The sequence below is a fragment of the Cyanobium sp. NIES-981 genome (assembly GCF_900088535.1).
Taxonomy (GTDB): domain Bacteria; phylum Cyanobacteriota; class Cyanobacteriia; order PCC-6307; family Cyanobiaceae; genus NIES-981.
The window spans coordinates 2,484,566-2,498,295 of sequence record NZ_LT578417.1 but is presented as its reverse complement, the minus strand read 5'-3'; the positions used below and the strand labels follow the sequence as shown (position 1 = coordinate 2,498,295).

Annotated in this window: 16 protein-coding genes and 1 tRNA gene; 5 read left to right on the top strand and 12 right to left on the bottom strand. The window is 70.6% G+C overall.

What is annotated here, in order from left to right; genetic code table 11:
- Positions 1–619: 619 nt before the first annotated feature.
- Complete coding sequence (locus CBM981_RS12545; protein WP_087068677.1) at positions 620–856, top strand: Nif11-like leader peptide family natural product precursor; 237 nt, start codon at positions 620–622, stop codon at positions 854–856.
- Between the two features lie 138 nt (positions 857–994).
- On the opposite strand, the gene CBM981_RS12540 is transcribed toward CBM981_RS12545, so the two are convergent.
- The 3 genes from CBM981_RS12540 to CBM981_RS12530 are packed head-to-tail and all read right to left on the bottom strand — an operon-like array spanning position 995 to position 2,186.
- Positions 995–1,279, bottom strand: coding sequence for a hypothetical protein (locus tag CBM981_RS12540; protein WP_087068676.1), 285 nt, complete (start codon positions 1,277–1,279; stop codon positions 995–997).
- Positions 1,276–1,500 (bottom strand): DUF3721 domain-containing protein, encoded by a 225-nt coding sequence (locus CBM981_RS12535; RefSeq protein WP_087068675.1) that lies wholly within the window; start codon positions 1,498–1,500, stop codon positions 1,276–1,278. The genes CBM981_RS12540 and CBM981_RS12535 overlap by 4 nt, the downstream gene beginning before the upstream one ends.
- An 8-nt stretch (positions 1,501–1,508) precedes the next feature.
- A complete protein-coding gene (locus CBM981_RS12530; protein WP_087068674.1) occupies positions 1,509–2,186 on the bottom strand; it encodes a DUF305 domain-containing protein in 678 nt (225 codons plus the stop codon).
- A 97-nt stretch (positions 2,187–2,283) separates the two neighbouring features.
- Here CBM981_RS12530 and CBM981_RS12525 point away from each other — a divergent pair, with 97 nt between their 5' ends.
- Positions 2,284–2,727 carry a MerR family transcriptional regulator gene (locus CBM981_RS12525; RefSeq protein WP_087068673.1) on the top strand — a complete coding sequence of 148 codons (444 nt, stop codon included), beginning with the start codon at positions 2,284–2,286 and terminating at the stop codon, positions 2,725–2,727.
- A gap of 90 nt (positions 2,728–2,817) precedes the next feature.
- Here the strand turns inward: CBM981_RS12525 and CBM981_RS12520 are convergent.
- From CBM981_RS12520 to ftsH, 4 genes are all read right to left on the bottom strand, one after another.
- A tRNA-Ala gene (locus tag CBM981_RS12520) sits at positions 2,818–2,890 on the bottom strand.
- A 107-nt stretch (positions 2,891–2,997) separates the two neighbouring features.
- On the bottom strand, positions 2,998–3,639 hold the full coding sequence (gene lexA, locus CBM981_RS12515) for a transcriptional repressor LexA (RefSeq protein WP_087068672.1): 642 nt from the start codon (positions 3,637–3,639) through the stop codon (positions 2,998–3,000).
- Between the two features lie 70 nt (positions 3,640–3,709).
- Positions 3,710–4,723, bottom strand: a complete 1,014-nt coding sequence (argF, locus tag CBM981_RS12510; protein WP_087068671.1) for an ornithine carbamoyltransferase — start codon at positions 4,721–4,723, stop codon at positions 3,710–3,712.
- 92 nt (positions 4,724–4,815) lie between these two features.
- Entirely contained in the window at positions 4,816–6,699 is a 1,884-nt protein-coding gene (ftsH, locus tag CBM981_RS12505; RefSeq protein WP_087068670.1) for an ATP-dependent zinc metalloprotease FtsH, read from the bottom strand.
- Positions 6,700–6,803: 104 nt separating this feature from the next.
- Between ftsH and CBM981_RS12500 the strand changes: the two genes are divergently transcribed.
- The 3 genes from CBM981_RS12500 to CBM981_RS12490 are packed head-to-tail and all read left to right on the top strand — an operon-like array spanning position 6,804 to position 8,201.
- Positions 6,804–7,451 carry an SOS response-associated peptidase gene (locus tag CBM981_RS12500; protein ID WP_087068669.1) on the top strand — a complete coding sequence of 216 codons (648 nt, stop codon included), beginning with the start codon at positions 6,804–6,806 and terminating at the stop codon, positions 7,449–7,451.
- Positions 7,448–7,693 carry a Nif11-like leader peptide family RiPP precursor gene (locus CBM981_RS12495; protein WP_087068668.1) on the top strand — a complete coding sequence of 82 codons (246 nt, stop codon included), beginning with the start codon at positions 7,448–7,450 and terminating at the stop codon, positions 7,691–7,693. Before CBM981_RS12500 ends, CBM981_RS12495 begins: the two co-directional genes overlap by 4 nt.
- Before the next feature lie 13 nt (positions 7,694–7,706).
- The gene (locus tag CBM981_RS12490; protein WP_087068667.1) at positions 7,707–8,201 is read left to right on the top strand and encodes a DUF427 domain-containing protein; all 495 of its coding nucleotides are present in this window, start codon (positions 7,707–7,709) and stop codon (positions 8,199–8,201) included.
- Here the strand turns inward: CBM981_RS12490 and CBM981_RS12485 are convergent.
- The 5 genes from CBM981_RS12485 to CBM981_RS12465 form a co-directional block, all read right to left on the bottom strand.
- Positions 8,167–9,240 carry a mechanosensitive ion channel family protein gene (locus CBM981_RS12485; protein ID WP_087068666.1) on the bottom strand — a complete coding sequence of 358 codons (1,074 nt, stop codon included), beginning with the start codon at positions 9,238–9,240 and terminating at the stop codon, positions 8,167–8,169. The genes CBM981_RS12490 and CBM981_RS12485 overlap by 35 nt on opposite strands.
- Entirely contained in the window at positions 9,195–10,346 is a 1,152-nt protein-coding gene (gene ribD, locus CBM981_RS12480) for a bifunctional diaminohydroxyphosphoribosylaminopyrimidine deaminase/5-amino-6-(5-phosphoribosylamino)uracil reductase RibD (RefSeq protein ID WP_225867388.1), read from the bottom strand. The genes CBM981_RS12485 and ribD overlap by 46 nt, the downstream gene beginning before the upstream one ends.
- Positions 10,343–10,822 carry a DUF3122 domain-containing protein gene (locus tag CBM981_RS12475; RefSeq protein WP_087068665.1) on the bottom strand — a complete coding sequence of 160 codons (480 nt, stop codon included), beginning with the start codon at positions 10,820–10,822 and terminating at the stop codon, positions 10,343–10,345. The genes ribD and CBM981_RS12475 overlap by 4 nt, the downstream gene beginning before the upstream one ends.
- A complete protein-coding gene (locus CBM981_RS12470) occupies positions 10,819–13,332 on the bottom strand; it encodes a GH116 family glycosyl hydrolase (RefSeq protein WP_087068664.1) in 2,514 nt (837 codons plus the stop codon). Before CBM981_RS12470 ends, CBM981_RS12475 begins: the two co-directional genes overlap by 4 nt.
- Positions 13,333–13,424: 92 nt before the next feature.
- Positions 13,425–13,664, bottom strand: a complete 240-nt coding sequence (locus CBM981_RS12465) for a hypothetical protein (RefSeq protein ID WP_087068663.1) — start codon at positions 13,662–13,664, stop codon at positions 13,425–13,427.
- Positions 13,665–13,730 lie beyond the last annotated feature (66 nt).

The following is a 13,730-nucleotide window of genomic DNA, read 5'->3' as shown; positions in this document are numbered from 1 at the left end:
AGCGCAGCAGGGGCAGCAGGCTGTTCACCCCCAGCATCACAAAGGAGAGGGCCCCGAGCAGCGCCAGAATCCGCAACCCAAGCGGCAGCCCCTGCCGTTGCGGCATGGCGTCGGGATCGTGGCTCAGGCCCTCGGCCGGATCGTCTTGCCTGGGCGGGGGAGGTGTCATCCGGGCGGATCAGGCGGCTGCGGAAGAGGCCCACTCTGGGCCAGCACCCCGGCCAGGCTCCTGTGGATGGCTTTGGCCTCCACCGCCGTCAGGGCGTCAGCCCCGCGAACAGCACGGAGTCGGCAGGCCCCCGACCGACGGGCCTCACGGCAATGGCGAGGTTGCCGGTTGTCTTCCGACGGGCGCCTTGGCTGCAGCGCAGCTCCTGACTGCCGGCTTGCCAACCGGAGGTCCGCCTGTGCCATCGATGCGCTGGCGCGTGGCGGCTCATCCCGATGGATGGCCTGCGTCAGCCCCTCTCCCCGAAGCTCCTGCTGCCCGGATCCCCCACCGGAGCCTGAGGCCCCCTCACGGGCACCAAGCAGGACCTTCCACGTGAAGACGACTGAGCCCAGCGCGCCCATCCGAGTTGCCGTTCCTAGACTGGTATCACTCTGAGAAGGAGGCCCTATGGCCACCTGCGATCTCACGGCCCCCGAGGCCGTTCATCCCTCCGCTGAGGCGCTGCATCAGCTCAAGGAGCTGCTGCAGCACGACACCGCCTTTGCCCAGGCCTTGCGCACCACCGACACCACGGAGGCTGCAGCCCGGTTGGCTGCCGAGCATGGCATCCACGTGACGCCAGAAGCGCTCTGGCGCCATCGCGGCACGCTGGAAAGCGGCGGCTTGCCCACCTGGCGGGGCTGAGGCTCAGCGATCCTCCCCAGCCGGGGGGATCGCTCCCGATCCTCCGGACCTCCACCGTGAGGGTCACACCCGTGCCCACCCGTCCCCACCCAGGGGGCCGGTCGCCAATGGTTCACAGCAAGGGAGTGGGCGGGCGCGTCAGTGGTTCCGAGCTGCCCTTGGCCGCAGCAACAGCAGGCCGGATCCGATCGCCAGCAGCGTCAGCGCACCCAGCAGGGCGGAATAGTACGGCTGGAGATTGATCGGGCCGAACCGACCGGTGTGGATCTTGAGCAGCCAGAAGGCGTCCACGCCCCGTTCCAGCAGCAGGCTGTAGAGCGATCCGCTCAGCGCGGTGATCAGGAGGGGAGCGGCTGCGATCGGCACCACCCAGCGGTGCAGACGCCGCGAGGTGTGCTGCACAGGACGGGGGATCGGTGTCATTGCTGGCGCAGCTCCTGGTGAAGGTGGCGCTCACTGCTGCAGGGCATCCACAGGCCGTTGTTCCGGTGGGTGCCGCTGCAGCCCAGCTTGCGGGCCTGTTGTTCGGCCTCGGCCTGGGTCCGGTAGAGGCCCTTGCTGTGGGCCTGAACGGCAGGAGGGGCAGCCACGAGGCCCGCGAGCGTGGCGGCGGACAGCAGCAGGATCGCGGAGGAAGGCGCCATGGGGAGGATCAGAGGGAGAACAGCGGATCGAACCGGTAATACGCGGGTTTGTTGAGGCCGTCGTGCTGCAGCATGCGCCGCAGCTGGATGATCTCGAGGCGCTGGGTTACGATGATCTCCCTGGCCAGGCGGCGGATCGTGGGGGTGCTGGATTTCTCCAGGGCATCGTGGGCCATCTGAAGCGCTCCGCCATGGTGCTCAATCATGCTCTCGAGAAACCACACCACCCGGTTGGCCCTGGTGGGCTTGGTCGTCACCATCTGCATTGCCTCGATCTGCGCTGAACCCATGCGTTCCAGATCGGCCATGGCGTCGGGGTTGCCGCCCGGCCGGAGCGCCACGGGGTAGATGGGGGCCTCGGGGTACCAGGCCTTGCGCCACAGCCCCATGGCCCTGATCTCCCGGGCCTGCTCGCGCCAGATCGTGGTGGCCAGGGCGCCGACGCCCGGCTCGCCGATCCCGAAGACGAACTCGCTCATCCGCAGCGCTCCGGTGTGGTGCTGCACCATCGCGTCCAGGAAACGGAGGTCGTAGGTCTCCCCGGCAGGTCCCACGTCATGGGCATGGGAGCCATGGCCGGCCTCCTCTCCAGCGGCGGGGGCGGCCGTTGCATGGTGCCGGTGATCCATGCCGGGCATGGAGGGTGACGGCTGGGCCCTGGCCAGCCCGGGGGCCCCGAGAGCCATGGCGGCCAGGAGAGGGATCAGTCGGCGCACAGACGGGAGGGAACGGACGGAACTAGCATCAGCTCTCCAGCAGGTGGAGAGTCAAGGGGTGGTTGCCATGCGGGCTGCCGGTCAGCAGATCGGGGCGGTGGCGAAGCGTTCCGGCGTGTCGGTCAAGACCATTCGCTTCTATTGCGACCAGGGACTGCTGCACCCGGCCTCCCGCAGTGAAGGGCGGTACAGGCTCTTTGATGCATCGATCTACGAGGATCTGTCCCTGATCCGCACCCTGCGGGCCATCGAGATCCCCCTGGCCACGATCAGAACGGTGCTGGAGGCGCGGCGCTCCGGAATCTGCACCTGTGAAAACCTCCAGACCACGATCCGTGACAAGACCGGCGAGATCCACCAGCGGATTGAAGACCTGAAGGCCCTGGAGGCCGAGCTCGTGCGCATGCTCAGCAGTTGGGAGACCTGCGGTCGGCCGTCGCCCCAGGACCACCAGGACAAAGTGCGTGGTCCTGCTCGCACACGACCCATTCGCAGCCCTGGCGGCGCCTGAACCGGTGCGCTGTCGCCAGCGGATGCACCGGAACCTTGGTGGATCAGACCTCGTGGATCGGTGGGCCCTTGCGCAGCAACGACCCTTGAATGGAGCCAAGCGGATTCGAACCGCTGACCCCCTGCATGCCATGCAGGTGCTCTACCAGCTGAGCTATGGCCCCGTTGTGAACGCTCGGCGGAATGAACGCTGGTCGCTCATCCGGGTGGCCTGGTGGCCTTGCCTGGCGCTGGATGAGCTTACAACGTCATCGGTGCCCCCCTCGGGCTCTCACACCTGGCGCCACACGGCCACGAGCTTGCCCTGCACGGTCACCTGTTCGGCCGGCAGCACGATCGGTGCATAGGCGGGATTGGCGGCCTCCAGCGTCACCGTGGCGCCGTTGCGGTGGAAGTGCTTGAGGGTGGTGCCGCTGCCCGGCACCAGGGCACTCACGATCGTGCCGGCCCGCAGCCGCGCCGGATCCGTCACCGGTTCGAGCAGCACCACGTCGCCATCGGCGATGTGGGCATCCACCATCGAGTCGCCGTTCACGGTGAGGGCGAAGAGGCCCCTGGTTTCCAGCAGGGGCGCCAGGTCGAGCCGTTCCTGCACATCGTCGAAGGTTTCCACCAGACCCCCGGCCGCCACCGAGCCGAGCACGGGGATGCCGCTGCTGGCGGCCCCCAGCAGCTGCAGGGTGCGGGCCTGGCCCTCCTGCCAGGTGATCCAGCCCTTCTGCTGCAGGTGCCGCAGGCGGCTCTGGATCGGCGCCGGCGAGCGCAGGCCCATGGCCTGCATCATCTGGCGGATCGAGGGGCTGTGGCGGTGCTGGCCGATGTAGTCCACCAGCCAGTCGTAGAGCTCCTGCTGGGCGGAGGTGAGGGCCGAGGGCAGGGACTGGGGCACAGGAGGCGAGGCACTGATACACATGTACCGCCTTCCGGGGCGTTTGTCCAGGGTGGACGGCGGCTGCGCTGCGCCCGTCTGGCCTCAGGCCCCCCTAGATCTCCGCGCCCAGCAGGGCCGCCAGCAGCGCCTGCTGGGCGTGCAGCCGGTTCTCCGCCTGATCGAAGATGCGGCTGGCGCTGCCCTCCATGGCCCCGGCGCTGATCTCCTTGCCCCGGTAGGCCGGCAGGCAGTGCAGCACGATGGCGCGCGGGTCGGCCTCGGCGATCAGCTCCTCATCCAGGCACCAGCCGGCGAAGGCGGCATCACGGGATTCCTTCTCCTCCTCCTGCCCCATGGAGGCCCACACATCGGTGTAGAGGGCGTGGGCGCCGCGCACGGCCGCCACTGGCTCGTGGTGCACCTCCACCGTGCAGCCCTGCTCCGCCGCGATCGCCAAGGACCGTTCCAGCACATGGCCATCGGGCTCGAACCCCACCGGACAACCGATGCGCACGTTCACGCCCAGCAGGGCGCCGCAGAGCATCAGCGAGTGGGCCACGTTGTTGCCATCGCCCACATAGCTCAGGGTGAGGCCGGCCAGATCCCGGGGGCCGCTTCCGAAGGCCTCCTGCAGGGTGAGGTAGTCGGCCAGGGCCTGGCAGGGATGCTCCAGGTCGGTGAGGGCATTGATCACCGGCACCGAGGCCCAGTGGGCATACTCCTCGAGCTCCTCCTGGGCGAAGGTGCGGATCGCCAGGGCATCGACGTAACGGCTCAGCACCCGGGCGGTGTCGGCCACGGGCTCACCCCGGCCCACCTGGGTCACCTGGGGGTTGAGGTCGATGGTCTGGCCCCCCAGGCGGGCCATCGCCACCGTGAAGCTGGTGCGGGTGCGGGTGGAGGCCTTGGTGAAGATCAGCCCCAGCACCTTGCCGCCCAGATCGAAGCGGCGCTCCCCGTGCTTCAGGGCGCTGGCCAGCTCCAGCAGGGCCTTGGTCTGGGCTGGGTCGAGGTCGGCCGATGACAGCAGATCACTCCCCCGGAGGGAGCCGAGCGCTGCCAGCGGTGCCACGGGGTCGCTGACGCCAGCGGCAGCGTGGGCCTGGGACTGGGGCTGGCTGACCATCGGGCCCGTCTCAAAGAACCCTTATCGGAGATGGCCAGCCCCCCAGTCAAGGGGGCTGGCGTTTCGGAAAGCCGTCAGGGGGCCAGCCGCGATCAGACCAGGGCCTTGGCCTCTTCCGGCATCACGCTCTCGGCCAGCAGGTTGCGCAGGTTGTCACCCTCGATTACCTCCTTCTCGAGGATCTCCTGGGAGATGCTCTCGAGCAGGGAGCGGTTGTGGCGCAGGATCGCCAGGGCCCGGTCGTGGGCCCGGTCCACCAGGGAGCGCACCTCCTTGTCGATCGCCTGGGCCGTGGCGTCACTCACCACGCGGCGCGGGTTGCTGGGGCCGCCCAGGAAGCGGCTGCCGCCCTGCTTGTCGTAGGCCAGGGGGCCGAGGGTGTCGCTCATGCCGTAGGTGCCCACCATCTGTTCGGCGATGTCGGTGGCGCGCTGCAGGTCGTTGGCGGCGCCGGTGGTCACTTCGCCGAACACGATCTCCTCGGCGCTGCGGCCCCCGAGCAGGGTGGCGATCTGACCCTCGAGGTCTTCCTTGGAGTTGAGGAAGCGTTCCTCGGTGGGGAGCTGGAGGGTGTAGCCGAGGGCGCTCATGCCGCGGGGCACGATCGAGATCTTGGCCACCTTGGCCCCGCCGGGCATCAGGTGGCCCACGATGGCGTGGCCCACTTCGTGGTAGGCCACCACCTTCTTCTCATCGGGCTGGAGCACGCGGCTCTTCTTCTCCAGGCCGGCCACCACCCGCTCGATCGCCTCGTTCAGGTCGCCCTGCTCCACGGTGGTGCGGTAGGCGCGGGCGGCCAGCAGAGCCGCCTCGTTCACCAGGTTGGCCAGGTCGGCGCCGGCGAAGCCGCTGGTGGCCTGGGCGATCTTGTCGAGGTCCACCCCCTCGGCCAGCTTCACCTTGTGGGCATAGATGTCGAGGATCTTCTTGCGGCCGGAGAGGTCGGGGCGGTCCACCAGCACCTGGCGGTCGAAGCGGCCCGGACGCAGCAGGGCGGCATCGAGGGTTTCGGGCTGGTTGGTGGCCGCCAGCACGATCACCGGCTTGTCCTGGGCGGCGAAACCGTCCATTTCGGTGAGCAGCTGGTTGAGGGTCTGCTCCCGTTCGTCGTTGCCGCCCACCACGCCCATGGAGCCGGAACGGCTCTTGCCGATGGCGTCGAGTTCGTCGATGAAGATGATGCAGGGGGCCTTCTTCTTGGCCTCCTCGAACAGGTCGCGCACCCGGGCCGCACCGGCGCCCACGAACAGCTCCACGAATTCGGAGCCGGAGATGATGAAGAAGGGCACGCCGGCCTCACCGGCCACGGCCTTGGAGAGCAGGGTCTTGCCGGTGCCGGGGGGGCCCACCAGCAGCACCCCCTTGGGGATGCGGGCGCCGATGGCGGCGTAGCGCTCGGGGGTCTTGAGGAAGTCAACGATCTCGGTGAGTTCGGTCTTGGCCTCATCCACGCCGGCCACATCGGCGAAGGTGACCCGGGATTCCTCATCCGGCACATACACCTTGGCCTTGCTCTTGGTGAAGCTCAGGGCCCCCTGGGCACCGCCGCCCATGCCGCTGCGGCGGGCGAAGAACTGCAGCACCAGGATGAAGATCAGGGGCGGCACCACCCAGCTCAGCAGCGTGGTGAAGAAATTGGGTTTCTGGGGCGGTGCGGCGGCGAACTCCACGCCGTGCTGCTCCAGGCGCTGGGGCAGCTCCATGTCGAAGATCGGCGTGGTGGCCAGCACCGTGGGGGCCCCTTCCGCCGGAGGCTCCTTGAGCTCGTAGCGGATCTGCTCCTGGGTGATGTAGGCGCGCTTGACGCCGTCGTCGTTCACCTGGTCGATGAACAGGGAGTAGGGCACCCGCGGCACCTGGGAGTTGCCGTTGGGCAGGAAGTTGCTGAACAGGAGCAGAACGCCGAAGCCGATCAGAATCAGATTGATCAGGCCGAAGCGCCGCTGGGGCCGGTTGTCGTCCTGGCGGATCGGCATGGAGCGGCAGCCAAAGGTGTGCCCAAACTAGGCCTGGTCCGCTGCTGCCCGAACGCTGCGGGGGGTGGGAGAACCGATCCTCCACCGGCCAGTCCGCTATCCCCATGTGCGGCCGCTACTCCCTCACCAGCCGGCTCGATCGCCTGCTGCCCCGCCTCAAGGGGGCCCTGCCCGAGGGGCTGCTGGAGCACTACACGCCGCGGGCGCTGATCCGTCCGGGGGAACCGGTGCTGCTGCTGCGCCGGGAGCATGGCCGCAACCGGGTGGATCTGGCGCTGTGGGGCTTGCTGCCGGCCTGGGCGAAGGACCCGGCCAGCCATGGCCGGCCGATCAACGCCCGCGCCGAGACCCTGGCCCAGAAGGCCAGCTTCCGGGGACCCTGGCGCCATCACCGCTGCCTGATCCCGGCGGACGGCTTCTTCGAGAAGGGCCACCGCATCCGGCGCCGGGATGGGGCCCCCTTCTGGCTGGCGGGGCTGTGGGAGCGCTGGATCGCGGCCGATGGCACCGAGCTGGAGACCTGCTGCGTGATCACCACCGCCCCCAACGCCCTGATCGCCCCCCTGCACGACCGGATGCCCGCAGTGATCCCCGAGGGGCTGGAGCAGCCCTGGCTGGCCGCCGGCGATGGCGCCGAGCTGCGGGCGCTCGAACCGCTGCTGGAGCCCTGGGAGCCGGCGGAGTGGGTGGTGGAGCCGCTGCCGCGGGCTCCGGCCCGGTTAGACCAGAGCCAGTTGGAGCTGCCCTGGTGAGCCTCGAGCAACTGGATGCCTTCCTGGCCCTGGCCCGTGGCCGGGAGGATCTGGCCGCCCGGCTGGCGGAGCCCCTGGAGCTCGCCGACTTCCTGGCCCTGGCCCGAACCAGCGGCTATGCGGTGGAGGAGGCCGATGTGCTGGCGGCCCAGCAGCGGCAGGAGTCGTCGCTGAGCGATGCCGAACTGCAGCGCCGGGCGGGAGAGGAGGCCAGGCGGCTGCGCCACTTCATCCAGGTCTGAGCTTCGCCGCGCCATGGACACCATCAGCTCCCGGCGGCCTGATCGGGTGGCCGACTATCCCCGCCCTCCGGCCCTGGTGCGCTGCAGCCTGCCGGTGCGGGTGGAGGTGTTCGGACAGACGCTCGCCGCCACCGAAGAGAGCCTCTGGGTGCTGGAGACCTTCCATCCCCCCACGGTGTACCTGCCCCCTGAGGCCCTGAACCGGCAGCTGCTGCAGCCCGCGGACGGGCGGTCGTTCTGCGAGTGGAAGGGCCTGGCCAGCTACTGGGACCTGGTGTCGCCAGGCGATGGCCGCCGGCGGCGACGGGCCGCGTGGAGCTACCCCGCGCCCACAGCGGGCTTTGCGGCCCTGGCCGGCTGGCTCTCGCTCTACCCGTCCCAGACGGACGGCTGCTGGGTGGACGGAGCGCCGGTGGCGCCCCAGCCCGGCGGCTTCTACGGCGGCTGGATCCTGCCCTGGCTGCAGGGACCGTTCAAGGGAGATCCGGAGCACCCGGAGCTGGTATGAGCGTGCGGGTGGGGAAGGGCATGCTGGCCCCGTGCTCCGCCACCACCTCCCCGATCAGCAGCAGCAGCCGGTGCTGCAGGGCCCAGGCGGCCTTGATGTCGCCGCTGCTGGCGAAGCACATCAGGCGCAGATCCAGGCTCGAGGCCCCGTAGCCCATGAAGTGCACGAGGTGATCCTTGGCGGGATCGAGGCCCTCCACCTCCACCGCACGCCGCTCAATGGCCTCGCTGATGGCGGGGATGCGCTCGAGGTCGTCGTAGCTGACGCTGAAGGGGATCATCAGGCGGCGGTTGTCGATCTCGGCCACGTTCTGCACGGGCTGGCTTGTGAACACGCCGTTGGGCACGTAGAGGCGTTGTCGGTCGGGATCGCGCAGCTGGGTGTAGAACCAGCCGATCCGCTCCACCGAGCCCAGCAGGCTGAGGCCCGGCAGGCTGATGGTTTCCCCCACCGTGAACGGCCGGTTGATGTAGAGGCTGAGGCCACTGAGGCCGTTCTCCACGATCGTGCGGGCGCCGAAGCCCAGGGCCGCGGCCCCGAAGCCGCCGGCGGTGATCAGCACCGAGGCGGACACCCCCAGCAGCTGCAGCACCTGGAACACGATCAGCACGCCGATCAGCGTGCCGAGCAGCTTGTCGAGCACGTCGAACAGGAAGAGCCGGTCCTTGGCCGCCATGCGCGGCAGCAGCTGGGCCGCATAGCCCTCCGCCTTGGCGTGCAGTTCCCCCTTCCAGCGCAGCAGGGTCCAGAACAGGCCGATCACCAGGGCCACATCGCGCACTTCGGCGCCGTCGCGGGGCAGATCGAGCAGCCGGGGGTCGGCCAGCACCGCCAGCCACCAGGCGATCGAGCCCAGCGCCAGGGTGGCGGCGATGCTCAGGCGGCTCCGCAGCAGCAGGGCCCGCGTCAGCGAGCCGCTGCGGAACCGCCGCCCAGCCACTTCCAGCAGCAGCCACAGGGCGATGGCCAGGGCCAGGCCCAGCAGCGGAATGTTCAGGGCGAAGGGCAGCGCTGCGCCGGCAGCGGTGGGGAAGTCCATCGACGATCAAGCTCGGGGGCGTGCAGCTGCCAGAGCAGATCGTCCCCGAGCTGTTGGGGACAGGTGGTCTGCCAGGCAGGAACCTGCGGCATGCCAGTCAACCCCAGATCGCCCAGCGGTGTGCGGGCCAGGGTGCCGCCCATCAGTTTGGGTGCGATCACCGCGGCCACCTCCTGCACGCAGCCCTGGCGCAGGGCGGCGGTGGCCAGGGCGGCGCCGCACTCCCAGAGCACCAGGTTGCAGCCGCGCCGGGCCAGCTCCTGCATCAGGGCCCAGGGCTCGCAGGCCTGGAGCACGAGCCGTTCGATGCCGCGCCGATCCAGCTGGAAGCGCCGCCGGGCGGGGGCCTCGTAGCCGTGGGCCACCAGGGTGGGGGCCGTGGCCGTATCCCAGAGCCGCGCCTCTGCGGGCAGGTCCAGGCTGCGGCTGAGCACCACCCGCAGCGGCTCGGGCTGGCGCCGGCCCCGCGAGGTGAGCAGGGGGTCGTCGGCCCGCACGGTGCCCCCTCCCACGATCACGGCATCGCACCGGCCCCGCAGGCCATGCACCCAGCTCCTGGCCTCGGGGCCGCTGATCCACTGGCTGGCTCCATTGGGCAGGGCCGTGCGCCCATCCACCCCCATGGCCCACTTGAGGATGCCGAAGGGGCGCCGATGGGCGATCCGGTGCAGGAAGGCGCGGTTCAGGGCCCGGGCCTCCTCGGCCGCCACCCCCTCGATCACCTCCACCCCGGCGCTGCGCAGCTGGGCGAGGCCGCCGCCGGCCACCTGGGGGTCGGGATCGGCCATGGCCACCACCACCCGGCGGATGCCCGCCGCCAGCAGGGCCTCGCTGCAGGGCGGCGTGCGGCCGTGGTGACAGCAGGGCTCCAGCGTCACCACGGCGGTGCCGCCGCGGGCCCGCTCCCCCGCCTGGCGCAGGGCGCCCACCTCGGCATGGGCCTCGCCGGCCCGGCTGTGGTAGCCCTCCCCCACCAGCCGGCCCTCGGCATCCAGCACCACACAGCCCACCATCGGGTTGGGGCTGGTGCGGCCGCTGCCGAGGCTGGCCAGCTGCAGGGCCCGCAGCATCCACGGACGCCAGGGGCCCAGGGAAGCGGTGCTCATGGGGTGGCGGGAAGGCTGCGCCACTCGGCCACCACGAAGGGGGGCACCGGCAGTTCCACGAACACCCCGGGCAGCTGCAGCCGCAGGGGGCGGTCCTGGTGGAGATCGGCCAGCAGCGGTGCCAGGTCGAACTCGGCGGCGGCGGCACGGCCATCGGCCGCCAGTTTGGGATTGTCGAGGGTGCGGTCAGCCAGCTCCCAGCGGGCGCGCCCGCTCCGCACCTGCAGGGCGGTGGGATGGTCGAGCCGCACCTTGCCCGGATAGCCCACCACCCGCAGCCGCAGGGGGCCGCCCGGAGGACCCTCCCGGTAGGCCACCAGCTGCCAGCTCTGGTAGTCGAGGTCGCGCAGGCTCTCGAGGCTGCGCACCACGGGCGTGCCGTTCTCATCCGGGTGGGCATGGAGCTGGGCCAGGGCCGGAGCTGCCCCGGCCAGGGCCACCAGCAGGGCCAGCAGCACGGCGACCAGGCGGCTCATGCCAAGGCCTCCCGATCGGCGCCCGGGATCGGCTGCCAGCCGGTGTGGGTGGCCCAGAGGGCCCAGATCGCCATGGCGCGCAGGTAGTGGCAGGCGCGGAAGGTGTTCACGGCCGTGATCGCCTCCGGAGTGCGGAACTGCAGGCCGCCCCCATACACCTGCTGCACCACGGCGCCGGTGATCGCCAGGGCCGTGTCCGTCTCCCCCATCAGCCGGTAATAGGCGGCCAGGCCGAAGTTGATGCCGGTCCACACCTCCAACGGGTGGGTGCCGTTGGGATCCAGGGGGGTGCCGTCGCGGCGCAGGCCGTTGGCCACGCCCAGCGCCCCGCCCTGGAATCCCTCGAAGCAGGCCTGGCGGATCGCCCCCAGGGCACTGCGGGCCCGCTCCTCTTCCACCACCGGCGGCAGCCCCAGCAGCCGGGCATAGAAATCGCCGCAGAGCTGGTCGGCCATCACCACCGGCGTGCCGCTCTCGGCATCGATGTTGTAGTACTCCCCGTTCCAGAGCAGGCGGTCGAAGTTGGCGCGCGACTGCTCCAGCCAGCTGCTGAAGTCCCGCTGCTGGCTGGAGGTGTCCAGGCCCAGCTCCAGCTGCAGCCGCTGGCCCATGGCCAGCGCCGCCTCCAGGGCGGCGATCCAGAGGGCGCCGCAGTAGGCGCTCACCCCCTGCAGGGGCCAGTCGTCGAAGGTCTGGTCCGGTGCGCCGCCGTTGTCGGGCAGGCCATCGCCGTTGGCATCGAACGTCTTGAGGTGGCGCAGGGCCTCCACCGCCGCCGGCCAGCAGTCGGCCAGGAAGCGCAGGTCCTCGCCGGTGGGGGCCAGGCGGAAGGTGCGCCACACCTGCAGCACGAAGTCGCTGGCCAGGTCCTTCCAGAGGTTGCAGTCCTGGTAGGCGGTGTAGTTGGTGGCGTCCCAGGGGCGCTCGTTGGGGGCGCCCAGATCGTGGGGGGTGGCGCCGGCCACCTTGCGCGGGGCCTCCACCCGGCCCTTGCCCTGGGTGAAATACCAGCCGATCGGCCGCGGCGTGGGATCGGCGGCGGGGATGGCCCGGGCGAAGCTGCGCAGCACCGCCTTATCCAGCTCCGGCCAGAGCTGCAGCAGGGCGAAGGAGCCGTAGAGCCGCACATCGAGGCTCTCGTACCAGGCGTAGTCGAGGCACTCCAGCACACCGAAGCGGCCCACGGGGTCGTCGGGGCTGGCGGCGGTCCAGAGGGTGCCGCCGGAGGCCAGGTCGTAGAGCTCGTTGAACAGGGCCATCCGCACCGGCTCCGGCAGGTCGGCGCGCTCCAGCACCGGCTGCTGCCAGGCCGCGATCTGCTGCTGCCAGCGGGGCCAGTCGCGCAGGGCTTCCGCGGCGATGGCGGCGGCGTTGGTGCCGCTGGAGCCGAAGTGGTCGGTGTAGCGCCGCAGGGCCCGGGTGCCGCTGGCGAAGGCGGTCACCGGCAGGTCCCAGCTGATCACCAGGGGAATCTCGATCGAGGCGCCAGGCTCCAGCCGCAGCTGCACCGCCAGGGCGGCGCTGGCCGGGTCGTTGCTGCCGCTGTGGCGGTCGTTGTCGCTCTCAGGAATGGCGCCGTCGCGCTCGAAGGGCTCCCACAGCTCGGCGCCGTCGCCGGCGGGGTTCCAGCGGCTGCAGCGGCGGATGCGCAGCCCGGGGTGGCGTTCCTCCAGGCCCGCATCGGTGGCGATGCACCACTGGCCCTGGCCCTCGGCGATCGGCTGGGAGATCGGCCCCTCCAGCAGCACCCCCTTGAGCGGGCCCTCATCCACCCAGCGGTTGCGCTGGCCCTCGCTGCGGCCGATGGCCGGCACGTAGTTGTGCTCGGGGCTGCCGTCGTCGCGGAAGTGCACGGCGGCGGCGGGATCGGTGTTGGTGAACCAGCCGCAGGTGTTGCGCCAGCTCAGCAGCAGCGAGAGATCGAGGGGCTTGCGGGTGGGATTGCTGAGACTCCAGCGGAACACCGCCACCGGGTAGCTGCTGCGCTGGTAGTCGCCCGGCAGGATCGGGCTGAAGGCCTCGCAGCCCACCCGGGCGGCGAACACACCGCTGTAGCGGGTCCAGCTCAGGGGGTAGCGGGCCGCGTAGGTGCCGGTGCTCCGCTCGGCCGTGCTGGCCGGGTACCAGCTCCAGGCGCTCAGGGGTGGCCCGGCGTCGGGGCGGGAGGCGTCGGCAGCGGGTTGCACGGCGAGGGCATGGGCGCGGCTGCTGCTGCCGTCGCTCTCGAACAGGGCGAACTGGCAGTCCGGCAGGGTGCCGAACCAGTGCTCCCCCCCGTCGAGGTGCCAGAGGTTGAAGCTGCCGTCGGGGGCACGGCCGAAGCAGCCGGCCCCGAAGCCGCCCAGGGGCATGCCGTGGTTGGGGCCGTCATCGAGGTTGCTGGCGTAGCGCACCGTGTAGGGCTGCTCCCAGCCCAGGCCAAGGGGCCGCGACCAGCTCGCCGGCCGCGTGGCGGCGCCCCCCCGCTCCTGCAGCAGGCTCTTGAGGGCGGAGAGTCCGAGGGGAGCCATGGAGCCGTGGGAAGTGGCGCCAGCTTGTCAGAAATGGCCGGCGCTTCGGCTCAAGTGCAGCCCCGCACGGTGCGGATCGATGGCGGATGGATTCAGTCGACGTCCTGGGCCTGAAGCCCGCTGTTCACTTCCTGGTCGACCAGGGCATCGAGGGTGACGGCGGAGCGCACCAGGGCCTGGTAACGCTGCACCACGCGCCGATTGCGCTCGATCCAGTTGCCGGGGTCAGCGCTGGGTAGGGCAGTGCCCTCGCCGGCGAGGAGTTCGAGATCTTTCTGCTGGGCCAGCAGTGTGAGCACCAGCTCGTGAATGCGCTGGCGGCGGTTGCTCATCGCAGGGCCATGGTCATGCGAGGAGCCATCATGGCCTCCAGGGCCAGGGCTATCAGCTCGCGCCTG

What these genes read in the sequence shown, in the direction of transcription:
- CBM981_RS12470 (WP_087068664.1), bottom strand. Translation starts at nt 13,332, where the DNA reads ATGGCTCCCCTCGGACTCTCCGCCCTCAAGAGCCTGCTGCAGGAGCGG.
- argF (WP_087068671.1), bottom strand. Translation starts at nt 4,723, where the DNA reads ATGGTCAGCCAGCCCCAGTCCCAGGCCCACGCTGCCGCTGGCGTCAGC.
- ribD (WP_225867388.1), bottom strand. Translation starts at nt 10,346, where the DNA reads ATGAGCACCGCTTCCCTGGGCCCCTGGCGTCCGTGGATGCTGCGGGCC.
- lexA (WP_087068672.1), bottom strand. Translation starts at nt 3,639, where the DNA reads ATGTGTATCAGTGCCTCGCCTCCTGTGCCCCAGTCCCTGCCCTCGGCC.
- CBM981_RS12490 (WP_087068667.1), top strand. Translation starts at nt 7,707, where the DNA reads ATGGACACCATCAGCTCCCGGCGGCCTGATCGGGTGGCCGACTATCCC.
- CBM981_RS12535 (WP_087068675.1), bottom strand. Translation starts at nt 1,500, where the DNA reads ATGGCGCCTTCCTCCGCGATCCTGCTGCTGTCCGCCGCCACGCTCGCG.
- CBM981_RS12540 (WP_087068676.1), bottom strand. Translation starts at nt 1,279, where the DNA reads ATGACACCGATCCCCCGTCCTGTGCAGCACACCTCGCGGCGTCTGCAC.
- ftsH (WP_087068670.1), bottom strand. Translation starts at nt 6,699, where the DNA reads ATGCCGATCCGCCAGGACGACAACCGGCCCCAGCGGCGCTTCGGCCTG.
- CBM981_RS12465 (WP_087068663.1), bottom strand. Translation starts at nt 13,664, where the DNA reads ATGAGCAACCGCCGCCAGCGCATTCACGAGCTGGTGCTCACACTGCTG.
- CBM981_RS12485 (WP_087068666.1), bottom strand. Translation starts at nt 9,240, where the DNA reads ATGGACTTCCCCACCGCTGCCGGCGCAGCGCTGCCCTTCGCCCTGAAC.
- CBM981_RS12545 (WP_087068677.1), top strand. Translation starts at nt 620, where the DNA reads ATGGCCACCTGCGATCTCACGGCCCCCGAGGCCGTTCATCCCTCCGCT.
- CBM981_RS12500 (WP_087068669.1), top strand. Translation starts at nt 6,804, where the DNA reads ATGTGCGGCCGCTACTCCCTCACCAGCCGGCTCGATCGCCTGCTGCCC.
- CBM981_RS12475 (WP_087068665.1), bottom strand. Translation starts at nt 10,822, where the DNA reads ATGAGCCGCCTGGTCGCCGTGCTGCTGGCCCTGCTGGTGGCCCTGGCC.
- CBM981_RS12525 (WP_087068673.1), top strand. Translation starts at nt 2,284, where the DNA reads ATGCGGGCTGCCGGTCAGCAGATCGGGGCGGTGGCGAAGCGTTCCGGC.
- CBM981_RS12530 (WP_087068674.1), bottom strand. Translation starts at nt 2,186, where the DNA reads ATGGCTCTCGGGGCCCCCGGGCTGGCCAGGGCCCAGCCGTCACCCTCC.